Source organism: Methyloradius palustris (assembly GCF_019703875.1).
Classification (GTDB): domain Bacteria; phylum Pseudomonadota; class Gammaproteobacteria; order Burkholderiales; family Methylophilaceae; genus Methyloradius; species Methyloradius palustris.
Genome location: NZ_AP024110.1, coordinates 366,899 through 385,946, shown reverse-complemented (window position 1 = coordinate 385,946; position 19,048 = coordinate 366,899). Strand labels below are relative to the sequence as shown.

Annotated in this window: 20 protein-coding genes and 1 tRNA gene; 9 read left to right on the top strand and 12 right to left on the bottom strand. The window is 47.6% G+C overall.

Translation table 11 applies throughout. The features are described 5' to 3' along the window. The first annotated feature begins 73 nt into the window (after nt 1–73). The 3 genes from ZMTM_RS02045 to ZMTM_RS02035 all read left to right on the top strand — a co-directional run bounded on the left by ZMTM_RS02045 (nt 74) and on the right by ZMTM_RS02035 (nt 1,452). Entirely contained in the window at nt 74–277 is a 204-nt protein-coding gene (locus ZMTM_RS02045) for a cold-shock protein (RefSeq protein ID WP_221764685.1), read from the top strand. A 137-nt stretch (nt 278–414) separates the two neighbouring features. Continuing rightward, nucleotides 415–954, top strand: coding sequence for a lipocalin family protein (locus ZMTM_RS02040; protein WP_221764684.1), 540 nt, complete (start codon nt 415–417; stop codon nt 952–954). Nucleotides 955–1,095: 141 nt separating this feature from the next. After that, nucleotides 1,096–1,452, top strand: coding sequence for a hypothetical protein (locus tag ZMTM_RS02035; RefSeq protein WP_225907061.1), 357 nt, complete (start codon nt 1,096–1,098; stop codon nt 1,450–1,452). Nucleotides 1,453–1,529: 77 nt separating this feature from the next. Here ZMTM_RS02035 and arsB read toward each other — a convergent pair whose 3' ends face one another. Next, nucleotides 1,530–2,600 carry an ACR3 family arsenite efflux transporter gene (gene arsB, locus ZMTM_RS02030; RefSeq protein WP_221764683.1) on the bottom strand — a complete coding sequence of 357 codons (1,071 nt, stop codon included), beginning with the start codon at nt 2,598–2,600 and terminating at the stop codon, nt 1,530–1,532. Between the two features lie 100 nt (nt 2,601–2,700). Here arsB and ZMTM_RS02025 point away from each other — a divergent pair, with 100 nt between their 5' ends. Both ZMTM_RS02025 and ZMTM_RS02020 read left to right on the top strand, forming a co-directional pair. Further along, complete coding sequence (locus ZMTM_RS02025) at nt 2,701–3,054, top strand: ArsR/SmtB family transcription factor (protein WP_221764682.1); 354 nt, start codon at nt 2,701–2,703, stop codon at nt 3,052–3,054. Then, complete coding sequence (locus tag ZMTM_RS02020; protein ID WP_221764681.1) at nt 3,055–3,555, top strand: arsenate reductase ArsC; 501 nt, start codon at nt 3,055–3,057, stop codon at nt 3,553–3,555. 26 nt (nt 3,556–3,581) lie between these two features. Here ZMTM_RS02020 and ZMTM_RS02015 read toward each other — a convergent pair whose 3' ends face one another. Both ZMTM_RS02015 and ZMTM_RS02010 read right to left on the bottom strand, forming a co-directional pair. Next, a complete protein-coding gene (locus tag ZMTM_RS02015) occupies nt 3,582–3,842 on the bottom strand; it encodes a GIY-YIG nuclease family protein (RefSeq protein WP_221764680.1) in 261 nt (86 codons plus the stop codon). Beyond that, the gene (locus tag ZMTM_RS02010) at nt 3,835–4,149 is read right to left on the bottom strand and encodes a DUF4144 domain-containing protein (RefSeq protein ID WP_225907124.1); all 315 of its coding nucleotides are present in this window, start codon (nt 4,147–4,149) and stop codon (nt 3,835–3,837) included. Before ZMTM_RS02010 ends, ZMTM_RS02015 begins: the two co-directional genes overlap by 8 nt. Nucleotides 4,150–4,319: 170 nt before the next feature. Here ZMTM_RS02010 and ZMTM_RS02005 point away from each other — a divergent pair, with 170 nt between their 5' ends. Both ZMTM_RS02005 and ZMTM_RS02000 read left to right on the top strand, forming a co-directional pair. After that, entirely contained in the window at nt 4,320–5,612 is a 1,293-nt protein-coding gene (locus tag ZMTM_RS02005; protein WP_221764678.1) for an efflux RND transporter periplasmic adaptor subunit, read from the top strand. Then, entirely contained in the window at nt 5,609–8,680 is a 3,072-nt protein-coding gene (locus tag ZMTM_RS02000; RefSeq protein ID WP_221764677.1) for an efflux RND transporter permease subunit, read from the top strand. The genes ZMTM_RS02005 and ZMTM_RS02000 overlap by 4 nt, the downstream gene beginning before the upstream one ends. An 86-nt stretch (nt 8,681–8,766) precedes the next feature. On the opposite strand, the gene ZMTM_RS01995 is transcribed toward ZMTM_RS02000, so the two are convergent. Beyond that, nucleotides 8,767–8,853: transfer RNA gene (locus ZMTM_RS01995), tRNA-Leu, on the bottom strand. A gap of 34 nt (nt 8,854–8,887) precedes the next feature. Here ZMTM_RS01995 and queA point away from each other — a divergent pair. Next, entirely contained in the window at nt 8,888–9,919 is a 1,032-nt protein-coding gene (queA, locus tag ZMTM_RS01990) for a tRNA preQ1(34) S-adenosylmethionine ribosyltransferase-isomerase QueA (protein ID WP_221764676.1), read from the top strand. A 94-nt stretch (nt 9,920–10,013) separates the two neighbouring features. Next, nucleotides 10,014–10,898: a hypothetical protein gene (locus ZMTM_RS01985; RefSeq protein WP_221764675.1), complete on the top strand. Its 885-nt coding sequence runs from the start codon at nt 10,014–10,016 to the stop codon at nt 10,896–10,898. Nucleotides 10,899–10,963: 65 nt separating this feature from the next. On the opposite strand, the gene ZMTM_RS01980 is transcribed toward ZMTM_RS01985, so the two are convergent. The 8 genes from ZMTM_RS01980 to ZMTM_RS01945 form a co-directional block, all read right to left on the bottom strand. After that, complete coding sequence (locus ZMTM_RS01980; protein ID WP_221764674.1) at nt 10,964–11,485, bottom strand: DUF1097 domain-containing protein; 522 nt, start codon at nt 11,483–11,485, stop codon at nt 10,964–10,966. A 183-nt stretch (nt 11,486–11,668) separates the two neighbouring features. After that, nucleotides 11,669–12,274: a lytic transglycosylase domain-containing protein gene (locus ZMTM_RS01975; RefSeq protein WP_221764673.1), complete on the bottom strand. Its 606-nt coding sequence runs from the start codon at nt 12,272–12,274 to the stop codon at nt 11,669–11,671. After that, on the bottom strand, nt 12,274–14,001 hold the full coding sequence (locus tag ZMTM_RS01970; RefSeq protein ID WP_221764672.1) for a proline--tRNA ligase: 1,728 nt from the start codon (nt 13,999–14,001) through the stop codon (nt 12,274–12,276). The genes ZMTM_RS01975 and ZMTM_RS01970 overlap by 1 nt, the downstream gene beginning before the upstream one ends. A gap of 86 nt (nt 14,002–14,087) precedes the next feature. Further along, nucleotides 14,088–14,936, bottom strand: a complete 849-nt coding sequence (locus tag ZMTM_RS01965) for a uracil-DNA glycosylase (RefSeq protein WP_221764671.1) — start codon at nt 14,934–14,936, stop codon at nt 14,088–14,090. Nucleotides 14,937–14,946: 10 nt separating this feature from the next. Then, complete coding sequence (gene rimI, locus ZMTM_RS01960) at nt 14,947–15,411, bottom strand: ribosomal protein S18-alanine N-acetyltransferase (protein ID WP_221764670.1); 465 nt, start codon at nt 15,409–15,411, stop codon at nt 14,947–14,949. A 10-nt stretch (nt 15,412–15,421) separates the two neighbouring features. Then, a complete protein-coding gene (gene tsaB, locus ZMTM_RS01955; protein WP_221764669.1) occupies nt 15,422–16,111 on the bottom strand; it encodes a tRNA (adenosine(37)-N6)-threonylcarbamoyltransferase complex dimerization subunit type 1 TsaB in 690 nt (229 codons plus the stop codon). 12 nt (nt 16,112–16,123) lie between these two features. After that, nucleotides 16,124–17,020 carry an NAD(P)-dependent oxidoreductase gene (locus tag ZMTM_RS01950; protein ID WP_221764668.1) on the bottom strand — a complete coding sequence of 299 codons (897 nt, stop codon included), beginning with the start codon at nt 17,018–17,020 and terminating at the stop codon, nt 16,124–16,126. A 45-nt stretch (nt 17,021–17,065) separates the two neighbouring features. Next, nucleotides 17,066–19,009, bottom strand: a complete 1,944-nt coding sequence (locus ZMTM_RS01945; protein ID WP_221764667.1) for an ATP-dependent DNA helicase — start codon at nt 19,007–19,009, stop codon at nt 17,066–17,068. Nucleotides 19,010–19,048 lie beyond the last annotated feature (39 nt).

The following is a 19,048-nucleotide window of genomic DNA, read 5'->3' as shown; positions in this document are numbered from 1 at the left end:
AAGTCTATGGGCTTATGAATTTGGTAAGCAGACTTTCAGGGTGCCTCCCTTTTAAAAGTATGAAAGTAATATAATGGCAACAGGTATAGTTAAATGGTTTAATGATTCTAAAGGTTTTGGTTTCATTACTCCTGATGGTGGTGGTGACGATTTATTCGCACATTTCTCTGCAATCGTTGATAGCGGTTACAAGAGTTTGAAAGAAAATGAACGCGTTACTTTTGACGTGACAGAGGGTGCTAAAGGTAAACAAGCTTCTAATATCCAGAAGGCTTAATTGCTTATCTGATATTGCTGTAGCTTAGCAACTAACAGAATCCCATAAAATGGCCCTTAATTGGGCCATTTTTATTTGTGTGAGCCCTTAGCGATCAAAACAGAATCAACCAAAACTTGGTTAAGCATCTATTTCATATGAAACCCATCCCACATCTGCTCAGTTTCTTTGCAATTGTCTTTTGCTGCTGTTTAGCTCGGGCAGATCAGCCAGATGTCACCAGCGTAACCACCCTCGATATTAATCGCTATGTAGGAAAGTGGTATGAAATAGCTGCATTTCCGATGTTTTTCCAGAGAAATTGTATTGGTGACACCACGGCAGAATATTCGCTAGATACTAAGGGTGAAATTGACGTCACGAATCGCTGCAGAACCAAAGATGGATTTGACCAAGCGAAAGGCAAAACTTGGCAAGCTAGCCCAATCAGCACATCGCAACTCAAGGTATCTTTCTTCTGGCCTTTTCGCGCCGACTATTGGGTAATCGGCTTAGATGAAGATTATCAATGGGCAGTGGTGGCTAACCCCAACCGCAAATATCTGTGGATACTTTCAAGAACACCAGATTTAAATAAAACTGAATTAGAACGTGCCATGGCAGTTGCAAAAACTCAGGGCTACGACCTCAAGCAGCTAAAATTTACCAAGCATGGCAGCGCTGTTAACAAGGAATAATCTTGGCCTATATTCAGCTTTAGACGGCTTAAATTTGTGAAAGTAAAAACAGCAATATTTTTGTCACAAAAAGGTCATGCATAAAAAAAACATATTGCTATAAACTCACGTGTTCACAACATTGTGTTTCGGGGTTTGAGAATGAAACTAAGCAATCCAGAATATTTAGACAAGATTAAAACGCTATCAGAAGAAGAGAAAGAACGTCTCTTATCAAGAATGGGTGGGAAATTACCGCGCAGGCTTGAGAAAGACAAGGTAAGTGTTGATCTAGCACTGGCCATACAGCTAGAGATTGAAGATGGAAATCTGCAAGAATGGCGTAAAAAAATGCATGCCATTAAAGAAAAAGATAGTGCAGGTAAAAAAGCGAAGGGTAAAAAAGTAGAAGATAAACCTGCTGCTAAAACACCCGCAATAAAGAAAACTGCAGAAGTAAAAGTTGAAGTGGTATCAGCCACAAAGGCCAAGCCAAAAACAGCTAAAGCCAAAAGCTAGATTCAGCCGTATAAAAAGGCCATCACAGATTTGTGATGGCCTTTTTTATTTTCGGCCAGGTTATCACCTCAATTCCATCATGCTTTTTCATACCATCCTTTGGATTGGTTGACTATTTTAACGACCGATAGCATCACTGGTACCTCAATCAAAACCCCTACCACCGTGGCTAAAGCTGCCCCTGAGTTCAGGCCAAACAGACTAACAGCCGCGGCAACTGCAAGCTCAAAGAAATTGCTGGCGCCAATCAAGGCAGATGGGCCGGCTACACAATGCGCCACGCCAAACTTTCGATTTAGCCAGTATGCCAAACCTGAGTTGAAATAGACCTGTATCAAAATCGGCACAGCCAACATTGCAATGACTGCAGGCTGGCCAATAATTTGTTTCCCTTGAAAGCCAAAAAGCAAAACCAAAGTAGCGAGTAAGGCACTCAGTGATAGCGGTTGTAACACCTTAAGTAGGGGCTTAAGGGCATCCTCATTACCTTGTGAAATTAATAGCGCACGCAGTAGTTGGCTCATCACAATAGGGATCACGATGTAAAGCAGCACTGATAAAAACAAGGTTTCCCACGGCACCGTGATTGATGACAAACCGAGCAGCAAGGCGACAATTGGCGCGAACGCAAACACCATAATCAAATCATTGAGCGCCACCTGGCTAAGCGTGAAATGTGGCTCGCCGTCAGTCAAGTTACTCCAGACAAACACCATGGCAGTGCATGGTGCGGCAGCTAACAATATCAAGCCGGCAATGTATGAATCAATCTGCTCGACTGGTAACCAATCATGAAAAATCACACGAATAAATAACCAGCCCAAGAATGCCATTGAGAAAGGCTTAACTGCCCAGTTGATAAAAAGCGTCACCCCTATGCCCTTCCAATGCTGCTTTACACCTGAAAGCGCGTGAAAATCAATTTTAAGCAGCATGGGGATAATCATCAGCCAGATTAAAACTGCTACTGGCAAATTAACCTCAGCGACTTTCATCTCCCCCAAGACAACAAAAGCCTTTGGCATGTAATGACCCAATGCAATACCAACGGCAATACAGATAAATACCCAAACCGTGAGATAGCGCTCAAAAAAGCCAATGTTTTGATTGCTCGCCCCTTTTACTATTACTTCACATTGCGCACTCATTATTCACTTTCAACAAAATTTAATTTGACAAGTGCATATATTTCCATAAATATGGAAATATAGAAAGACAAATAATTAATACAAGCAAAAGGAGTTAGATTTGGAAAAATTGATTGCTGTTGCAGCGCTAGATGCGCTTGCACAAGAAACACGCCTGGATATATTTCGCCTGCTAGTACAGGCAGGGGCGGCAGGCATGGCTGCTGGCGCTGTTGGCGAAAAGCTGGGTGTCCCCAATGCCACGCTCTCATTTCATCTACAGCAGTTGCGCCATGCAGATTTAGCAACTACAGAGCGTAAAGGCACCACCATTTTGTACAAAGCTAATTACAACATGATGAATGGATTAATTGGCTACCTGACTGAGAACTGCTGCCAGAACTCTAGTGATGATTGTGTCACTCAAAAACTCTGCTGTCCTCCCGCAGCAAATCAAACTCAGGAATCCGCATAAATGGAACAAAAAATCTACAACGTACTTTTTCTTTGCACTGGCAACTCTGCGCGCAGCATTCTGGCTGAAAAACTCATGGGGCACTGGGGTAAAGGCAAATTTAAAACTTACAGTGCTGGCAGCCACCCAAATGGCAAGGTGAATCCATTTGCGCTTAAATTACTTGAAGCCAGAGGCTTATCAATTGAGAGCTTGCGCAGCAAAAGCTGGGATGAATTCGCAGTTGAAGGCGCACCCTTTCTAGACTTTGTTTTTACCGTATGTGATAACGCTGCTGGAGAAGTTTGCCCATACTGGCCTGGGCAACCGATGACAGCCCATTGGGGTGTTGAAGACCCAGCGGCTGTAGAAGGTACAGATGAAGAGAAACTAGCTGCTTTCCGCAAGATTGCAGGCTATCTTGAAAATCGCATCAAACTGTTTGCGGCGCTGCCTATTGAGAAGCTGGACAACATGAAAATCAAGGAAGAAATTGATAGCATCGGCAAGATTAAAGACTGATATTAAGCAAGTCATGCTAAATAAAACTACTCAGTAAAAAATCCCAACTTTTCTGCTCTTGGCAATTTCTTAAGAACTGCTTCTGCCATAGATGCAGTAGAGCGATCAGGATAGGCCTTGCTGGCAAGCACTCTCACTGGCGGGTTTGCACGTGTATATTTGGCGCCCTTACCTGCCAAATGGGTTGCATAGCGTGCTTCAAGATTGTTGGTAATACCGCTGTAATAGCTACCGTTTTTACACTCAAGCAAATACAAACACCACTCAGATTTTAACTCCTCAGACATCAGCAGAATTCGCTATGCTGCTAATGGCTTCTTGAATCGATGTCGCGGAAAACTTGGCAACGCAACATGCCCCTAATTCTGCGGCATGCGCTCTGACCATCTCAATCACCGCTTGCAACGATGCTTTTTTATTCAGTCTTTGGAGGCTGACCTCCCCATTCGCTGTATTCAGAATTTGATATAACGAACCCTCGGCATCAATTAATGCATCTGATGCATGATAACGAATCGCCTGTAGGTATTCGCCGCTCTCCCATGTGCTCTGATCAGCGATCAATGCTAATTCGGCCTGTCCATGGTAATGAATAATGGCTGGTCAAATAGGTTCTGGTGGATTGATTTCAATGTTGTTCATTGCTCTGCGCTCGTTAAATGCACATAAATATCAGACATATATAGCGGATGCTACAGCTTAATTGCCGAGAAAAATTTATAATCTATTTATTAAAATAAGATTGGAACCAATCAAGAGGTTTTATGCAATTTTTCAAAAAAACACGGCCTGTCGCATCAGTGCCGACCACAGCCAGAAATCGCTTTGCATTATTCGGGGTTTTTATCATAGCTGGCTTATTCAGCAGCTTAGGCTGGTTGGCGCGCAGCGAGGCTGAGTCTGTAGCAGTTAACGATACAGGTGCCGTCACGGTATCTGTAATTAACGCTGAAAAAAAATCCATTCCCAGATCATTAGCATTATCTGGCGTGGTGATTGGGCGAGAAGAAGTGGCTGTGTATGCTGATTTGCCCCAGGGTCGCATCAGTAAAGTGTTGGTGGACGAAGGCCAATATGTAAAAGCAGGCCAGATTCTTGCAGTGACTGACGATGCTGGCGTGCGCGTTCAGCAAACACAACAAAATGCAGTATTACAGCGTGCAAATGCAGCACTGGCTCAACAAGAAGCTAGAGTGCAAGAGGCTGAAGCGCAGCACGCACAAGCCAAAAATGAAACCAAACGCAGTAAAGCGGTCAACTCACCTGACGTCACTGAATCTGATAAAGCCGCATTGATTGAGCAACGTACCAGCGCCGAGCATATTGCCGAGATTCAGGTAAAAGCCGCTAAAAGTGAACTTGAAATGGCCAAGGCAGATGTGCAGCTGGCCAATGCTCAAATTGCCGAAACTACGCTACACCTGAACCAGAGCAATGTTATCGCTCCAGTTTCTGGGCTTATTGTGAAACGAAACGCCCAGATTGGTTTATCGCTAAGCCAGCAAACTGAGCCACTATTTGTGTTGATCCGTGACGGTACATTGGAGTTATTAGTGAGTGTTGCATCCGACGATACTGAGAAGCTCAAAAATGGCATGCCTGTGACAATCCAAGGCATCAATAGCCAGCAAAATTATACTGGCAAAGTGCGCCGCGCTGCCTTATCTATTAACTTACAGGATCAAACAGCCAACGTCAGGGTAAGCTTTGATAAAACAAGCCCAGATAAAACACCGAGCCTGATTCCAGGGCAATCAACTAAAGTAAGCATCAATCTACCTGCAAAATCAGGCATCTATCTGCCAGATAGTGCCTTATTTTTTGAGGGCAACGCCGCTTTTGTTTTTATCGTGCGTAACAATCAAGCGGTGCGCGTTCCTGTAAAAGTCGGTGAGCGCTTGTCTGGGCAGGCTGAAATACTGGAAGGCGTGACTGAGGGTATGCCCGTCGTGGATGGCTTTGCCGCCTATCTGCATGATGGCGATGCTGTAAAAGTTGCCCCTATGCGCGGCAGCGATGCGGGAACCTCACACAAAGAAAACGGCCCGCAGGCATGAGTATTGGCATTTCATCCTGGGCGATCAAGCGCCCGCTTGCGCCGTTTATGGTATTCGCTGGCTTGTTGGTGATGGGCATCATGGCTTATTACAAATTGCCCGTAAACAACATGCCGAATGTGGATATCCCGATTATCAATGTATCGGTGGTGATTCCTGGCGCCGCGCCGAGCGAGATTGAAACCCAGGTCACCAGTCGGATTGAAGCTGCGGTGGCTGGCGTAGGTGATATCAAGCACCTATCTTCGACTATTACTGATGGCGTTTCCAGCACGCAGATTGAGTTTCAACTCGGCACCAATACGAATCTTGCTTTATCTAAAATCCGCGACCAGATCATCGCGATCCGCGCCTCCTTTCCTCGCGGGGCTGAAGAGCCGCTGATTCAGCGCGTAGATGCAGATGCGCTGCCGATACTCACCTATACGCTCAACGCACCTAAACGATCACTGCAAGAAGCCTCATGGTTTGTGGATGATCAGGTAATGCGTTCGCTGCTAGCCATCAAGGGCATTGCCAAAATACAACGCCAGGGCGGAGTTGAGCGGCAGATTCTGGTGCAACTCGACCCTGCGCGTATGCAGGCCTACGGAGTCACCGCGAGTTTAATCAATGAGCAATTACGCCAGATTGCGCTCAATTGGCCTGCAGGACGAGTAGATAGCAATACCCAGGAAACCTTAATCCGCACCATGGGCGCGCCTGTGGATGTTGAATCGCTGGCTAACCTTTACATCCCATTAGGCAATGGCCGTGTTGCAAGACTGAAGGATTTAGGTAGCGTGCAAGATGGCAGCAATCAACCACGGCAACTTGCGAGGTTGAATCAACAACCTGTGACTGGCTTTGCCATCTACCGCACAAAATCTGCCAGCGAAATCAGCGTGGAACGTGACGTACAAAAAGCCCTGCGAGGACTTAAAGTATCCAACCCTGATATTGACTTTGTTCAAATTCAGTCATTGGTCGATTTCAGCAAAGAGAGTTACCACTCAGCGCTGTGGTCATTTATTGAAGGCGCGCTGCTGGCGGCAGCAGTGGTGTTTCTGTTTTTACGCAGTTGGCGTGCCACATTCATTTCTGCGGTGGTGATTCCACTATCAGTCATTCCTACATTTTTCGTCATGCAACTACTCGGATTTTCACTCAATATGGTGAGCTTGCTGGCGCTATCACTGGTGTCAGGCATTTTGGTGGACGATGCCATCGTCGAGATTGAAAATATCATGCGCCACATGAAAACTGAGGCATCGCCATATCGCGCCTCTATGCTGGCGGCGGATCAGATTGGGCTTGCGGTGCTGGCCACGACTTTAGTCATCGTCGCGGTATTTATTCCCGTCAGCTTCATGGGTGGTGTTGTCGGCCAATACTTTATCCAGTTCGGCCTCACTGTAGCGGTTGCAACCATTTTCTCCTTGTTAGTCGCGCGTTTTATTACCCCTGTGATGGCGGCTTATTTGCTCAAACCGCTACATCACCAGTCCAATACATCGGGAGGCTGGCTTATCTATTACAGCAAGCTACTCAATAGCGCATTGCATTACCGTAAAACCATGTTGTTAATTGGCGGTGCGGTTGTGTTTGGATCAATCGCAATCGGGACTCAACTGCCCACCGACTTCATGCCAGCAGAGGACAAATCGGCCTCCAGCCTGCAAGTGGAATTGCCGCCAGGCTCTAACCTCAACAAGACTGATCAAGTTGTTTCAACTATTACGAATATGCTGTTGAAACGACCAGAAGTTAAAACAGCTTATGCGATTGTCGGCGCACCAGATAGCGACACCAATATTGAAGGTGAAGTACGCCGCGCCCTGGTGAATATCCAGCTTATCCCTCGTAAAGAACGGAAACTGGATGTCAATGCATTTGAGCAGAGCATGCTGAAAGCGCTGGCAGACATCCCTAATGTACGCACCAGCTTTCTTAACGAAAATGGCAGCAAAGCAGTGACTTTCTCGCTCACCAGCGACAATCCTGAGCTATTACAAAAGACGGCTTCCCAGATTGAAACTGAAATGCGTGGATTAGTGCAATTAAGCAATGTCAGCTCCACAGCGCCATTAGCGCGCACTGAGCTTGTCATTACGCCACGCCAAGAGCAAGCAGCCAAGCTCGGTGTGAGCACGGAAAATATTGCGGATACCCTGCGCATTGCAACTTTGGGCGATCTCGGCGCCAATCTTGCACGCATCAAAATCGGTCAAAGAGAAATCCCCATACGAGTCATGATGGATGCAAGCACCCGCAACAACACAGCCGCAATAGGGGCGCTATTAGTCGCCACGGAAGATGGGCATACAGTGCCATTATCATCAGTTGCTGACTTCAGCCTGAATGCAGGCCCCACCAGCATAGACCGCTATGATCGCCAGCGCCAAATTACTCTCGAAGCCAATCTGAATGGCACTGCAAGGCTCGGCGATGCCTTGAGCGCCATTGAAGCACTCCCTGCAATCAAGCATCTACCAGAGGGGGTTAAGCGCTACGATACTGGCGATGCCGAGTTGCTAACCGAGATGTTCAGTTCATTTTCAGTGGCGATGGTCACAGGGGTACTACTGGTATTTGCAGTACTGGTATTATTATTCCGCACTATCGTGCAACCCATCACTATCATGGCGGCATTACCATTATCCATAGGCGGCGCATTACTGGCGCTACTTATTAGTCACGCAACCTTATCTTTACCTGCAGTGATTGGCATGCTTATGCTCATGGGCATTGTGGGTAAAAACGGTATTCTGCTGGTCGACGCCATCATCGAACAACGCCGACAGGGGCTAGCAAGATTAGATGCCATCATGCAAGCTAGCCAGCAACGCGCTAAACCCATACTCATGACTACAGTCGCTATGATTGCAGGCATGATGCCGGTGATGCTGGGCATAGGGGCAGGTACTGCGTTTCGCGTGCCTATGGCCACCACAGTCATAGGCGGCCTGATCACATCCACAGCGCTTAGCCTGATTTTTGTGCCTGTGATTTATGTGTTTCTGGATGACTTTGAAACTTGGATTAAACCAAAAATGCAGAGATTACTTGGCATCAACAAAATTGAGTAATAGCACTAAAATGGAACAATTGAGTTGAAGTACTAGTAGCAATACGGAGCCAGATTTTGCATCTGGATAATTGAAATAAAGCAATCTGGTGCCGGGGGGGGGAATCGAACCCCCATGAAGTTGCCCTCGCTGGATTTTGAGTCCAGTGCGTCTACCAATTCCGCCACCCCGGCTGCAGAGGCGAGATTATAACAAACACTGGCATTTATGCGAACCACTGATTTTGATTTTGATTTACCTGATGCATTAATTGCACAATTTCCCACGCAAGAACGCAGCGGCAGCCGCTTGTTGAGGCTTGATTCCTCGAATGGGAACATCCATGACCAACTATTTCGTGATCTCCCAAACTTCTTACAGGCTGGGGATTTATTGGTTTTCAACGATACGCGTGTGATTAAGGCACGACTGCATGGTCACAAACAATCTGGTGGCGCAGTTGAAGCCATGATTGAAAGAGTGATTGACCAACATCACGCCCTAGCACACGTTCGCGCCTCTCGTTCACCCAAACCTGGTAGCAGATTGTTACTGGCAGAGGAAATAGAAGTGGAAATCATTGAGCGCCAGGATGACTTGTTCCTGCTGAAGTTCTTGTCTGAAACACCTTTGCTGGATTTGCTGGAACAGTACGGTGCACTGCCCTTGCCACCTTATATCAGTCATGATGCCGACAATACCGATGAAGAACGCTATCAGACAGTCTATGCAAAGCATCTGGGCGCGGTTGCCGCCCCTACTGCGGGGTTACATTTTGATGATGTAATGCTCGCCCTGCTCAAACAACAAGGCATCCAATTCGCCTATGTCACCCTGCATGTAGGCGCAGGTACTTTTCAGCCTGTACGTGTAGAAAATATTGCCGAACATAAAATGCATAGTGAGTTGTATTCGGTGCCAGAAGAGACTGTAAAACTGATTAAGCAAACGCAGGCCGCTGGCCGTAAGGTAACCGCTATCGGCACTACTGCGATGCGCGCGCTTGAAAGTGCTGCACGCTCTGGTGAACTCGTAGCAGGTATGGGCGAAACGGATATTTTCATCACGCCAGGTTACAAATTTAAAGTAGTAGAGCAGCTACTCACCAACTTCCATTTACCAAAAAGCACTTTGCTCATGCTGGTCTCGGCTTTTGCTGGCTTTAACAACATCAGGCAAGCTTACGCCCATGCAATTTCAGAAAAATACAGCTTCTTCAGCTATGGTGACGCCATGCTGCTGAACAGATTAGATGAATAGTGCGTGGGAACTCTGTTATACAAAACAGCACCAACCTAGCAACACTCAACTAGATAATAATTTTCCACATAATAATTTTAAAGAGGCTTAAGCCATGCGATTCACCAATATCATTGCCAGCGCGACTATGTCTTTATGGCTACTGCACATACCACTCGCTAATGCCCAAGTGTTGCCAGAAGCTGTGCTGGCTATCAAAATGCCGCTGGTTAGTGAGCCTACCTCCAGGCCAATGACCGTTGCCTATATCGCACAATATAATCGCTATTACGTTGCCGATGGCGGCCTCGGCCCAGTGCCGGGGGAAGACGACACAAACTCCAAATCGCAAGTCCATGTGTATAGTGCGGATGGCGTACATCTACAGACTTCCAGCCCTGGCTATAACAACCGTTCACTTTATTTCAACCCTAATTCCAATCAATTGGAAACTATTACGTATAACATCTCAAGCGATGCTGGATTTGCGCCTAACACAGGCATTTTCAGCTTGGATCTCGATGATAAAGGCAACCTGCTTGGCAGTTCCAAAGACGTGTTTGCCTATAACCCGGCCTTTGGCGATGCTGCCACCATGCCGACTTACGATACTGCAAATAAGCTGTATTACGCTAAACAGGAACGCAGCAATGTAGTACGCATAGTGGACTTAAAAAGCCGAGAAAAAGTCGGTGAACTGAAACTTGATTTAAGCGCAGCAGGCGCTAAACCTGATGACATCAGCGACCATTATGTTGCCTATACGGGGCTTGCAGGTGAGGAGCTCGCGGTACTTGATGTCGACCATAAAGCCATTTTGGTATTTGATAAAAATGGACAGTTTGTCGGCAAGAGTACGTTACCGACAGACCTCAAATTACGCGCTAAGAACCACTACAACGGTTTGGGCTATGCTAATGGACTGATGTTTGTGTATTACGAAACGCTAGGGGAATTTGGTACTTACTACGGTTTTAAATTTTCTGACCAGGTAAAGTGACTCCTGATGACTAAGTAATAAATAAAAAACCGCCCGTAGGCGGTTTTTTATTTATCTAGCCCAGCTTATTTTGCCAGCACGCCAGAAAGCTTGCCTGACGCCAAACCAAATATCGCCCCCACCACGAATGAAACAGAAAGCAAGATGAGTGGATTAGCAAAATTCACCACGGTCAAGCTAGCTAATGGGCCTACACCATCTGCTGTTGGCGTTTGCAGTGAATATGCAACGGTTGCCGCATAGCCATATACATTCGCTGGCACTACAGAGAGCAGATTGATGCTTGCCACAATGACCAGAAAAAATACGGTCACAGCAACGACGATGGCTGGCCACAGTGGTGCTGGCAATCCAGTTGGATTATGCACAACCAACAGTAATGCTACCCAGGCAAGCACGGCGCCGTAGATAGTGCCAGCAATGGTTTTTTGTAAAGCGGCATTATCAGCGCCTGTATGAAAGTAACATCCCCAAGCGATAAAACCAGCCCATACCAATACAAAACCAGAGAGCGGCCCAAGCGCAAGATAGGCCCAGACTCCACCAAGCAAAGCAATACTGAGAGATAGTGCGGATAATTTTGACATATGTAGCTCCTCTATAATTTATATAAATATTATTGATAAGTCTTATGGCACAACGATAACCAGACCAAGATGGTAAAGATTATTAGAATACCCAACTTGAATCAGGCTACAAGGAGATACTAGTATGGAATGGTGCATAAGGGAATACATATGCACCACCAAAGTGCGGAATGGAAAGGAGGATTAAAACGTCAGGGAGCCATAGCTCCAGTTTTTCTTCCAGGCGCCAACGACCATCGTCGGGTATTCAGGCTGACCAAGACTGCCGTTGTAGCGGCCCAGTGCGCGATACAGATCACCATTTTCCATATCAATATAGTGCCGCAAAATGGTGCATCCATAACGCAGATTGAGTTTTAAATGGAACAGATTGTGGTCGGGCGCGCCGATGCTATTCACCCAAAATGGCATCACCTGCATGTAGCCACGGGCGCCGACTGATGATACTGCGTACTTTTTAAAACCACTTTCCACTTGAATCAAACCTAGCACCAGCTGCGGGTCCAAGCCTGCGCGAGTGGCTTCGTAATAGACCGTGCGCAAGAAATCCTCGCGCATATCCTGGTCGGGCATACGTATTTTCAGGCGATTGGACATTTCTTTCAGCCATATTTGGCCTTCTACTTCACTGGCAAATATGGTCTTGGGCGTGGCTTGATCACTGATCGATTTTTGCATCAGTGCTTTTACGCTGTTGGACAAAGGCTCTTCTTTTTGCCCACCAGCAAATGCGGCATGAGTGAATACCAATGCCGCTAAAACTAGAAAGAAATTAGAAAACCTGCGCATCACAATAATGTTTGGAGTTTGCTCACGATATCTTTTAAAGCGACAGTTTGTGCAGATGCATCAGTCCTTCCCTGATATTCCACATTACCTTCTTTCAGGCCACGGTCACCAATCACCACGCGGTGTGGGATGCCCACCAACTCCATATCGGCAAACATCACGCCAGGGCGTTCACCACGGTCATCCAGGAGCACATCAACCCCCGCTGCCTGCAAGGCTTCATATAAATTGAGCGCAGCAGTTTTCACTTCTTCACTTTTTTCCCAGCCGATAGGCGCAATCGCCACCTGAAATGGCGCCATGCTGGCAGGGAAGATAATGCCGCGCTCATCATTACCCTGCTCAATTGCAGCGCCAACAATACGGGAGACACCAATGCCGTAGCAGCCCATTTCAAGCACTTGTTTTTTCCCATTTTCATCAAGATACGTCGCATCCATTGCTTGTGCATATTTAGTACGTAGCTGGAAAATATGGCCGACTTCGATGCCGCGACAAAGGGTTAATGTACCTTTACCATCTGGGCTTGGATCACCTTCCACAACATTCCTTATATCTTCAATCATTGCTGGCTCAGATAAGTCTCGGGAAAAATTTACACCTTTCAAATGCTGACCTAACTCATTGGCTCCACAAACAAAATCACTCATATTTTTTACTGAGTAATCAGATATAACAGCTACTGATGGGTGTAAATTTACAGGGCCAATATAACCAGAACTAGAATTTATATGACGCTCAATTTCAGCTTCATTTGCAAAACGGAATGAGCCTATAGCCTTTTCTAGTTTTATCTCATTTAACTCGTGATCGCCCCTGATAAGCACAAGACAAAATTGCTCGAGCTCTGGATTAGTAGAAGGCTGTTGCTTTCTCATTACTGCAATTGATTTCACTACTTTTGATTTAGATATACCAAAAAACTCGGAAATTTCGGAAATTGTTTTTACATGAGGAGTAGCAATTTTAACCATCTCCATTGATGGTGCTTGGCGAGGCTCTATAGGTGGCAAGCCTTCAGCCAATTCCACATTCGCTGCATAATCTGATGTTGGGCAATACGCCAATGCATCTTCGCCAGAATCTGCCAGCACATGAAACTCGTGTGAACCATCGCCACCAATTGCCCCTGTATCGGCACGCACGGCGCGGAATTTCAAACCAAGGCGAGTGAATACATTGCTGTAGGCCTGATACATGGCTTCGTAGGTCTGTTCCAGCGATGCCAAATCAGTGTGGAAAGAGTAAGCATCTTTCATCATGAATTCACGCGCGCGCATCACGCCAAAACGTGGGCGTATCTCGTCGCGAAACTTGGTTTGTATCTGGTAAAAATTCAGTGGTAGCTGTTTGTAGCTTTTGATCTCACGGCGCACCAAGTCAGTAATCACTTCTTCATGCGTAGGGCCGAAACAGAAATCCCTATCGTGCCTGTCTTTGATCTTGAGCATTTGTGGGCCAAACACTGCCCAACGACCCGTCTCTTCCCAGAGTTCTTTTGGTTGCACTGCCGGCATCAAGAGCTCAAGCGCACCGGCATTATTCATTTCCTCACGCACAATCGCTTCAACTTTGCGCAAGACGCGAAGCCCAAGCGGCATCCAGGTATATAAACCAGAACCCAGGCGCTTGATCAGGCCAGCACGCAGCATCAGTCTATGGCTGATCAACTCAGCTTCTTGTGGTGCTTCTTTTTGTGTATTGAGAAAAAATTGGGATGCTCGCATGAGTACTCTTTTAATCTGTCAGAAAAGTTAAGGGTTGGATTTTATAGAGAAAAACGGACTAAGTCAGCCGATTCTGCCTTAAAGGCTTACGGCTGCTTGGCAGATGTGGTCAATCCAGCCATGGTTTTATTGGCAAAGCAAAGGTCTTCCCACGCTTTGGCCTTCTCAGGCAAGCTACGCAATAAATAGGCGGGGTGGTACGTCACCACAACAGGCACGCCATGAAAATCATGTAGCTTGCCACGCATGGACGAAATCGTGTCTTCGGAGCCCAGGAGTGACTGCGCAGCAAACTTACCCAACGCGATAATCAGCTTGGGCTTAATTAACTCGACTTGTCGTTTTAAAAATGGATCGCACATTGCAACTTCGTCCGCATGTGGATTACGGTTTTCTGGCGGGCGACATTTCAGTACATTGGCAATGAACACATTCTGCCCGCGTTTAAGTTTGATAGCCGCCAGCATGTTGTCGAGCAACTTGCCTGCCTGACCGACAAAAGGCTCGCCTTTACGGTCTTCTTCCGACCCTGGCGCCTCGCCCACAATCAGCCAATCGGCATTAGGGTCACCTACGCCAAAGACGGTTTGCGTGCGTGTTTTAGCCAGATCACAAGCCTGGCAATTGGCCACACAGTCTTGCACGCCTTGCCACTCAAGCTGCATGATAGCTTCGCGACGGCCTTGGCCGAGTGTTACATCCAACGCTGGCAGGCTGGTTTCTACAGCCTCTGGAATAGATACAGCTTCGATCTGCTCTGCAGCTGGTAATTCCTCAAACTGCGCAGGAATAGCTTTGACTTCTGGTTCAGCGATTGCTGACAGCTTCGGCATTTCTATAACCTCATGCGGCGCAGACTTAGTTACTGGCTGACGCAACTGCCAAGCAGGTAATAGCTCCAGCTCACGCAACATATCATCACGCGTTAAGCTCATAGTACGGTTCTCATAGTGCGAGGCCCATCAGCACCGCATCTTCACGACCATTTGCGGCGGGATAATAGTTACGGCGTATCGCCATTTCGTTAAAACCTATACTTTCGTACAAGCCGATTGCAGACTGGTTGGATGGCCGCACTTCCAGGAACATATTGAGCGCATTACGTTGGCGCGCAATGTCTATCATGTGCATCAATAAATCACGGCCAAATCCCTGCCCTTGATAGGGTTTGGCGATGCTGATATTGAGAATGTGTGCTTCATCCAGCACCATCATGAGCACGGCATACCCCATGATTTTTCCATCATGCTCAGTCACCCAACAGCTATAGCCAGAATTCAGCGAGTCCGTAAAATTACCGCGTGACCACGGGTAGGGAAATATCGTAGGCTCAATCGCCATGATGGCATCCACATCTGCCATCTGCATGGGGCGGAATGCCAACCTAGATAATGTATCTGATTTGGTCATAACCACCATTTTACTGAATTTTAGCCGCGAGTCGCTCTGCAGTTTTCAACGCGACTTTATTGCGGATATACACAGGCGCAGCTTCTGCCGCAGGCAAACCTAGCCCTGCAACAAACATAGGGATTGCAAGCTCGGCGATGGCTTTCGCATGTGGAAACATATCGCCAGAAATATCCTTGAACTGGTAGGCATAACACTTCGTTAATGCTGGCTGATAGGCTACCCAGCCGCTACCGACGCCCACCCAGTCATCGCCTTCTACATCTGGTACAGCCTCTGGTTTATATAAGCCAGGCTCATTCAGGGTTTGCCAACCATGGCCCTCTCTCACATACACGGCATGGTAAACCTCGCCCATACGCGCATCTAGGCAGGCAATCACATGATCAGCCCCACTGGCCTGTGCAAGCGCCAGCAATGTACTCACACCAACCACAGGCAAATTCGCGCCAAACGCCAAGCCTTGTGCAACACCACAGCCAATGCGCAAACCCGTAAATGAGCCAGGCCCTGCACCAAAGGCGATGCCATCCAGTTCAGTCAATTCAACACCAGCTTCATCCAGCAGCTCACGTAACAGTGGCAATATGCGCTGCGAATGGCTTTGCCCCGCAAGTAATTCGCGCACGAATATATTGCCATCTATCGATAAAGCGAGCGACAGGTATTCAGTGGAGGTATCGAGAGCCAGTATTTTCATGGGCAATATAGATTAAGCAAACCGTGAAAGTGGCAAGCCCGCATCACGCCTGGCCGAGAGCGAAAGTGCTGACCAATCATTTTGTGCACGACCTTCTGCAATGCCACTCAACATGCGCTGCTGCACAATGCTGAGGAATGGCATAGGCGTTGCACTTTTAAGCGCTACGGTTTGTGCCAGATTCATATCCTTGAATGCCAGCTCCATCTTGAAGCCAGGCTCAAAATCCTGCTTCAGGACAATGTCGCTATAACGCTGATACATGGGGCATGCAAAAATAGTCGAGCTCAACATTCCCAAAACGGCTTCTGGCGATATGCCATTTTTCTCAGCGAGTGTGGCAACTTCGCCCAATACTTCCATACATGAGGCAATCATGAAATTACCGCTGAGTTTAACGATATTTGCCGCACCAGCATCTTCACCGAATTCAAATATACCTTGGCTCATAGCCTCCTGCACTGGCTTGGCTTTTGCCAAAGCAGCGGGATTGCCAGAAGTGCAAATCCACAGCTTTTTCGTAGCCGCCATCTCAGGGCGGCCAAATACGGGAGAAGTCACATAATGCGTTTTATGCCGGGCGTGGATTTCACTTAATTGACGCGAAATATCGGGCGAAACAGTACTCATCGATAAATGAATCGCGCCCTCTTTCATGCCAGCCAGCAGACCATCATCGCCCAATGTCACACTTTCAAGCACTGCATCATTTGAAAGCATGGTGATCACAAAATCAGCACCAGTAGCCGCCAGCTTTGGCGTAGCAGTTGCGTTAGCGCCTTTGCTCAATAATGGCGCGATTTTTTCGGCGCTGCGGTTATACACCTGCACCGCGTAACCAGCTGCTAGCAGATTGCTCGCCATGCCCTCGCCCATTGCACCTAGACCTATAAATCCTATCGTTGCCATCTAACTTCTCCTTCAATTATTCAGTTAATCACCGACATTTGAATGCTACTCGGCCAGAACGTTCCGCTCAAAAAATGACTCAACATCCGCTAATTCTCTCGTACGCTTAAATGGCGGCAAACTTTGCCAGATGCGCTTACCGTAATGTTTGCTGATCAATCTTGGGTCGCAAATCATGAGTACACCGCGATCAGCTTCATCACGAATCAATCTGCCAGCGCCCTGCTTTAGGGTGATCACTGCGTAAGGTAGCTGGTATTCCATAAAGGCATTTTTGCCTTCGCTGTTCATTTTATCAATACGGGCAGCGAGCACGGGGTCATCTGGCGGCGCGAATGGGAGTTTATCAATGATCACAGCTGACAGGGCTTCGCCGCGCACATCCACGCCTTCCCAGAAACTTTGCGAGCCGACCAGTACGGCATTGCCGAGCTTGCGGAAGCGTTCCAGCAATTCAGTGCGTGAGTTATCGCCTTGCATGAGTAGCGGGTATTCAAGGCCATTCGTTTCAAAAGCGTCTTTGAGCAGGCTGTGCACTTCTCGCATGGCGCGCAATGACGTACATAAAACAAAGGCACGGCCGCCACTGGCTTGAATCACGGGCAAAGCAGCAGCAGCGACAGATGCGGTGTAAATACTGCTGCTGGGCTCAGGCATGCCTTGTGGCACATAGAGTAGCGCTTGCTGATCATAATCAAACGGGCTATTCCAGTAGCCTGTGGTGGCTTGTTCTAAACCCATCTGGCTGAGGTAATGGCTGAAATCGCTTTTGACCGCTAGCGTGGCAGAGGTAAATATCCAAGACCTGGGTTGTGCGTTGAGCTGTTTGCCAAAGCCTTCCGCCACTGACAAAGGCGTGGCATGTAGCTGCACAGATTGAGTAAAAACCTCTACCCAGCGCACCAGATTGGCGTTGTCTGCGGCTTGCCAGGTGTTGAGTTTCTGTTGCAGTGCTAAACCGCGTTGCCAGCAGTTTTCAATGGCAGGGTCACGCTCCGCCTGGCTCTCAAGCACATCACTTAATGCTTTGAGCTTTTCTTGCATCAGCGCATAAGCCGGCAAAAAGTTGGTTAAGCCCAAGGCTTTTTGCACAGGCATGCGCGAGCCTTCGTAAGTGAATATCAGCCTGAAATCGCGCACGGCTTTCTCTAGCCCAGCGGTGGCATCAGGCAGGGCGAGACAATCTTTAGCGGTAGTGATGAATTCAGCATGGGCATCGCGCGCTAGCTCCATTAACTGGCTCGTTGATACATCATCGCCAAAGAACAAACCTGCGACTTCGGGTAGTTGATGCGCTTCATCAAAAATCACGGTATTGGCAGAGGGCAGCAACTCGGCCACGCCTTCATCTCGCAGCATGACATCAGCAAAAAATAGGTGGTGATTGACCACGATGACATCGGCAGCAAGTGCTCGCTTACGTGCATCCATCACAAAGCAGTCTTTGTAATAGGCGCAATCTTGGCCCATGCAGTTATCGCGCGTTGAGGTGACGGCTGGCCAGATGGTCGCGTTTTCAGGCACATCGGTCAGTTCACTTTTATCACCCGTGCTGCTGTTCTCGGCAAACGCCTTGATCTTGTGCACATAGTTGGCATCTTCACGCGAGATAAAGCGGCCTTCGTTCATCGCCCGTTCAAGATGAAAATGGCAGACGTAATTGGCGCGTCCTTTCAGCATGGCGACGGTGATTGGCACCTTGAGCGCATCGCGCACGGCTGGTAAATCTCGATTGAATAGCTGGTCTTGCAGTGTCTTGGTGCCAGTGGAAATAATCACTTTGCCGCCAGAGAGCAAGGCAGGTATGAGGTAGGCGAAGGTCTTGCCTGTGCCTGTGCCCGCCTCGGCCACCAATTGCTGGTTGCCCTTGATGGCCGCTTCTATCGCCTGCGCCATTTCAAGCTGCTGGCGACGGATGCGGTAACCAGGAATGGTCTCCGCCAGCGGGCCTTGTTCAGAGAAAATATGATCGAGATTGGATGAATTCATGAGTTTTGCAATTATTTCATCAATTATCCCATGATACGG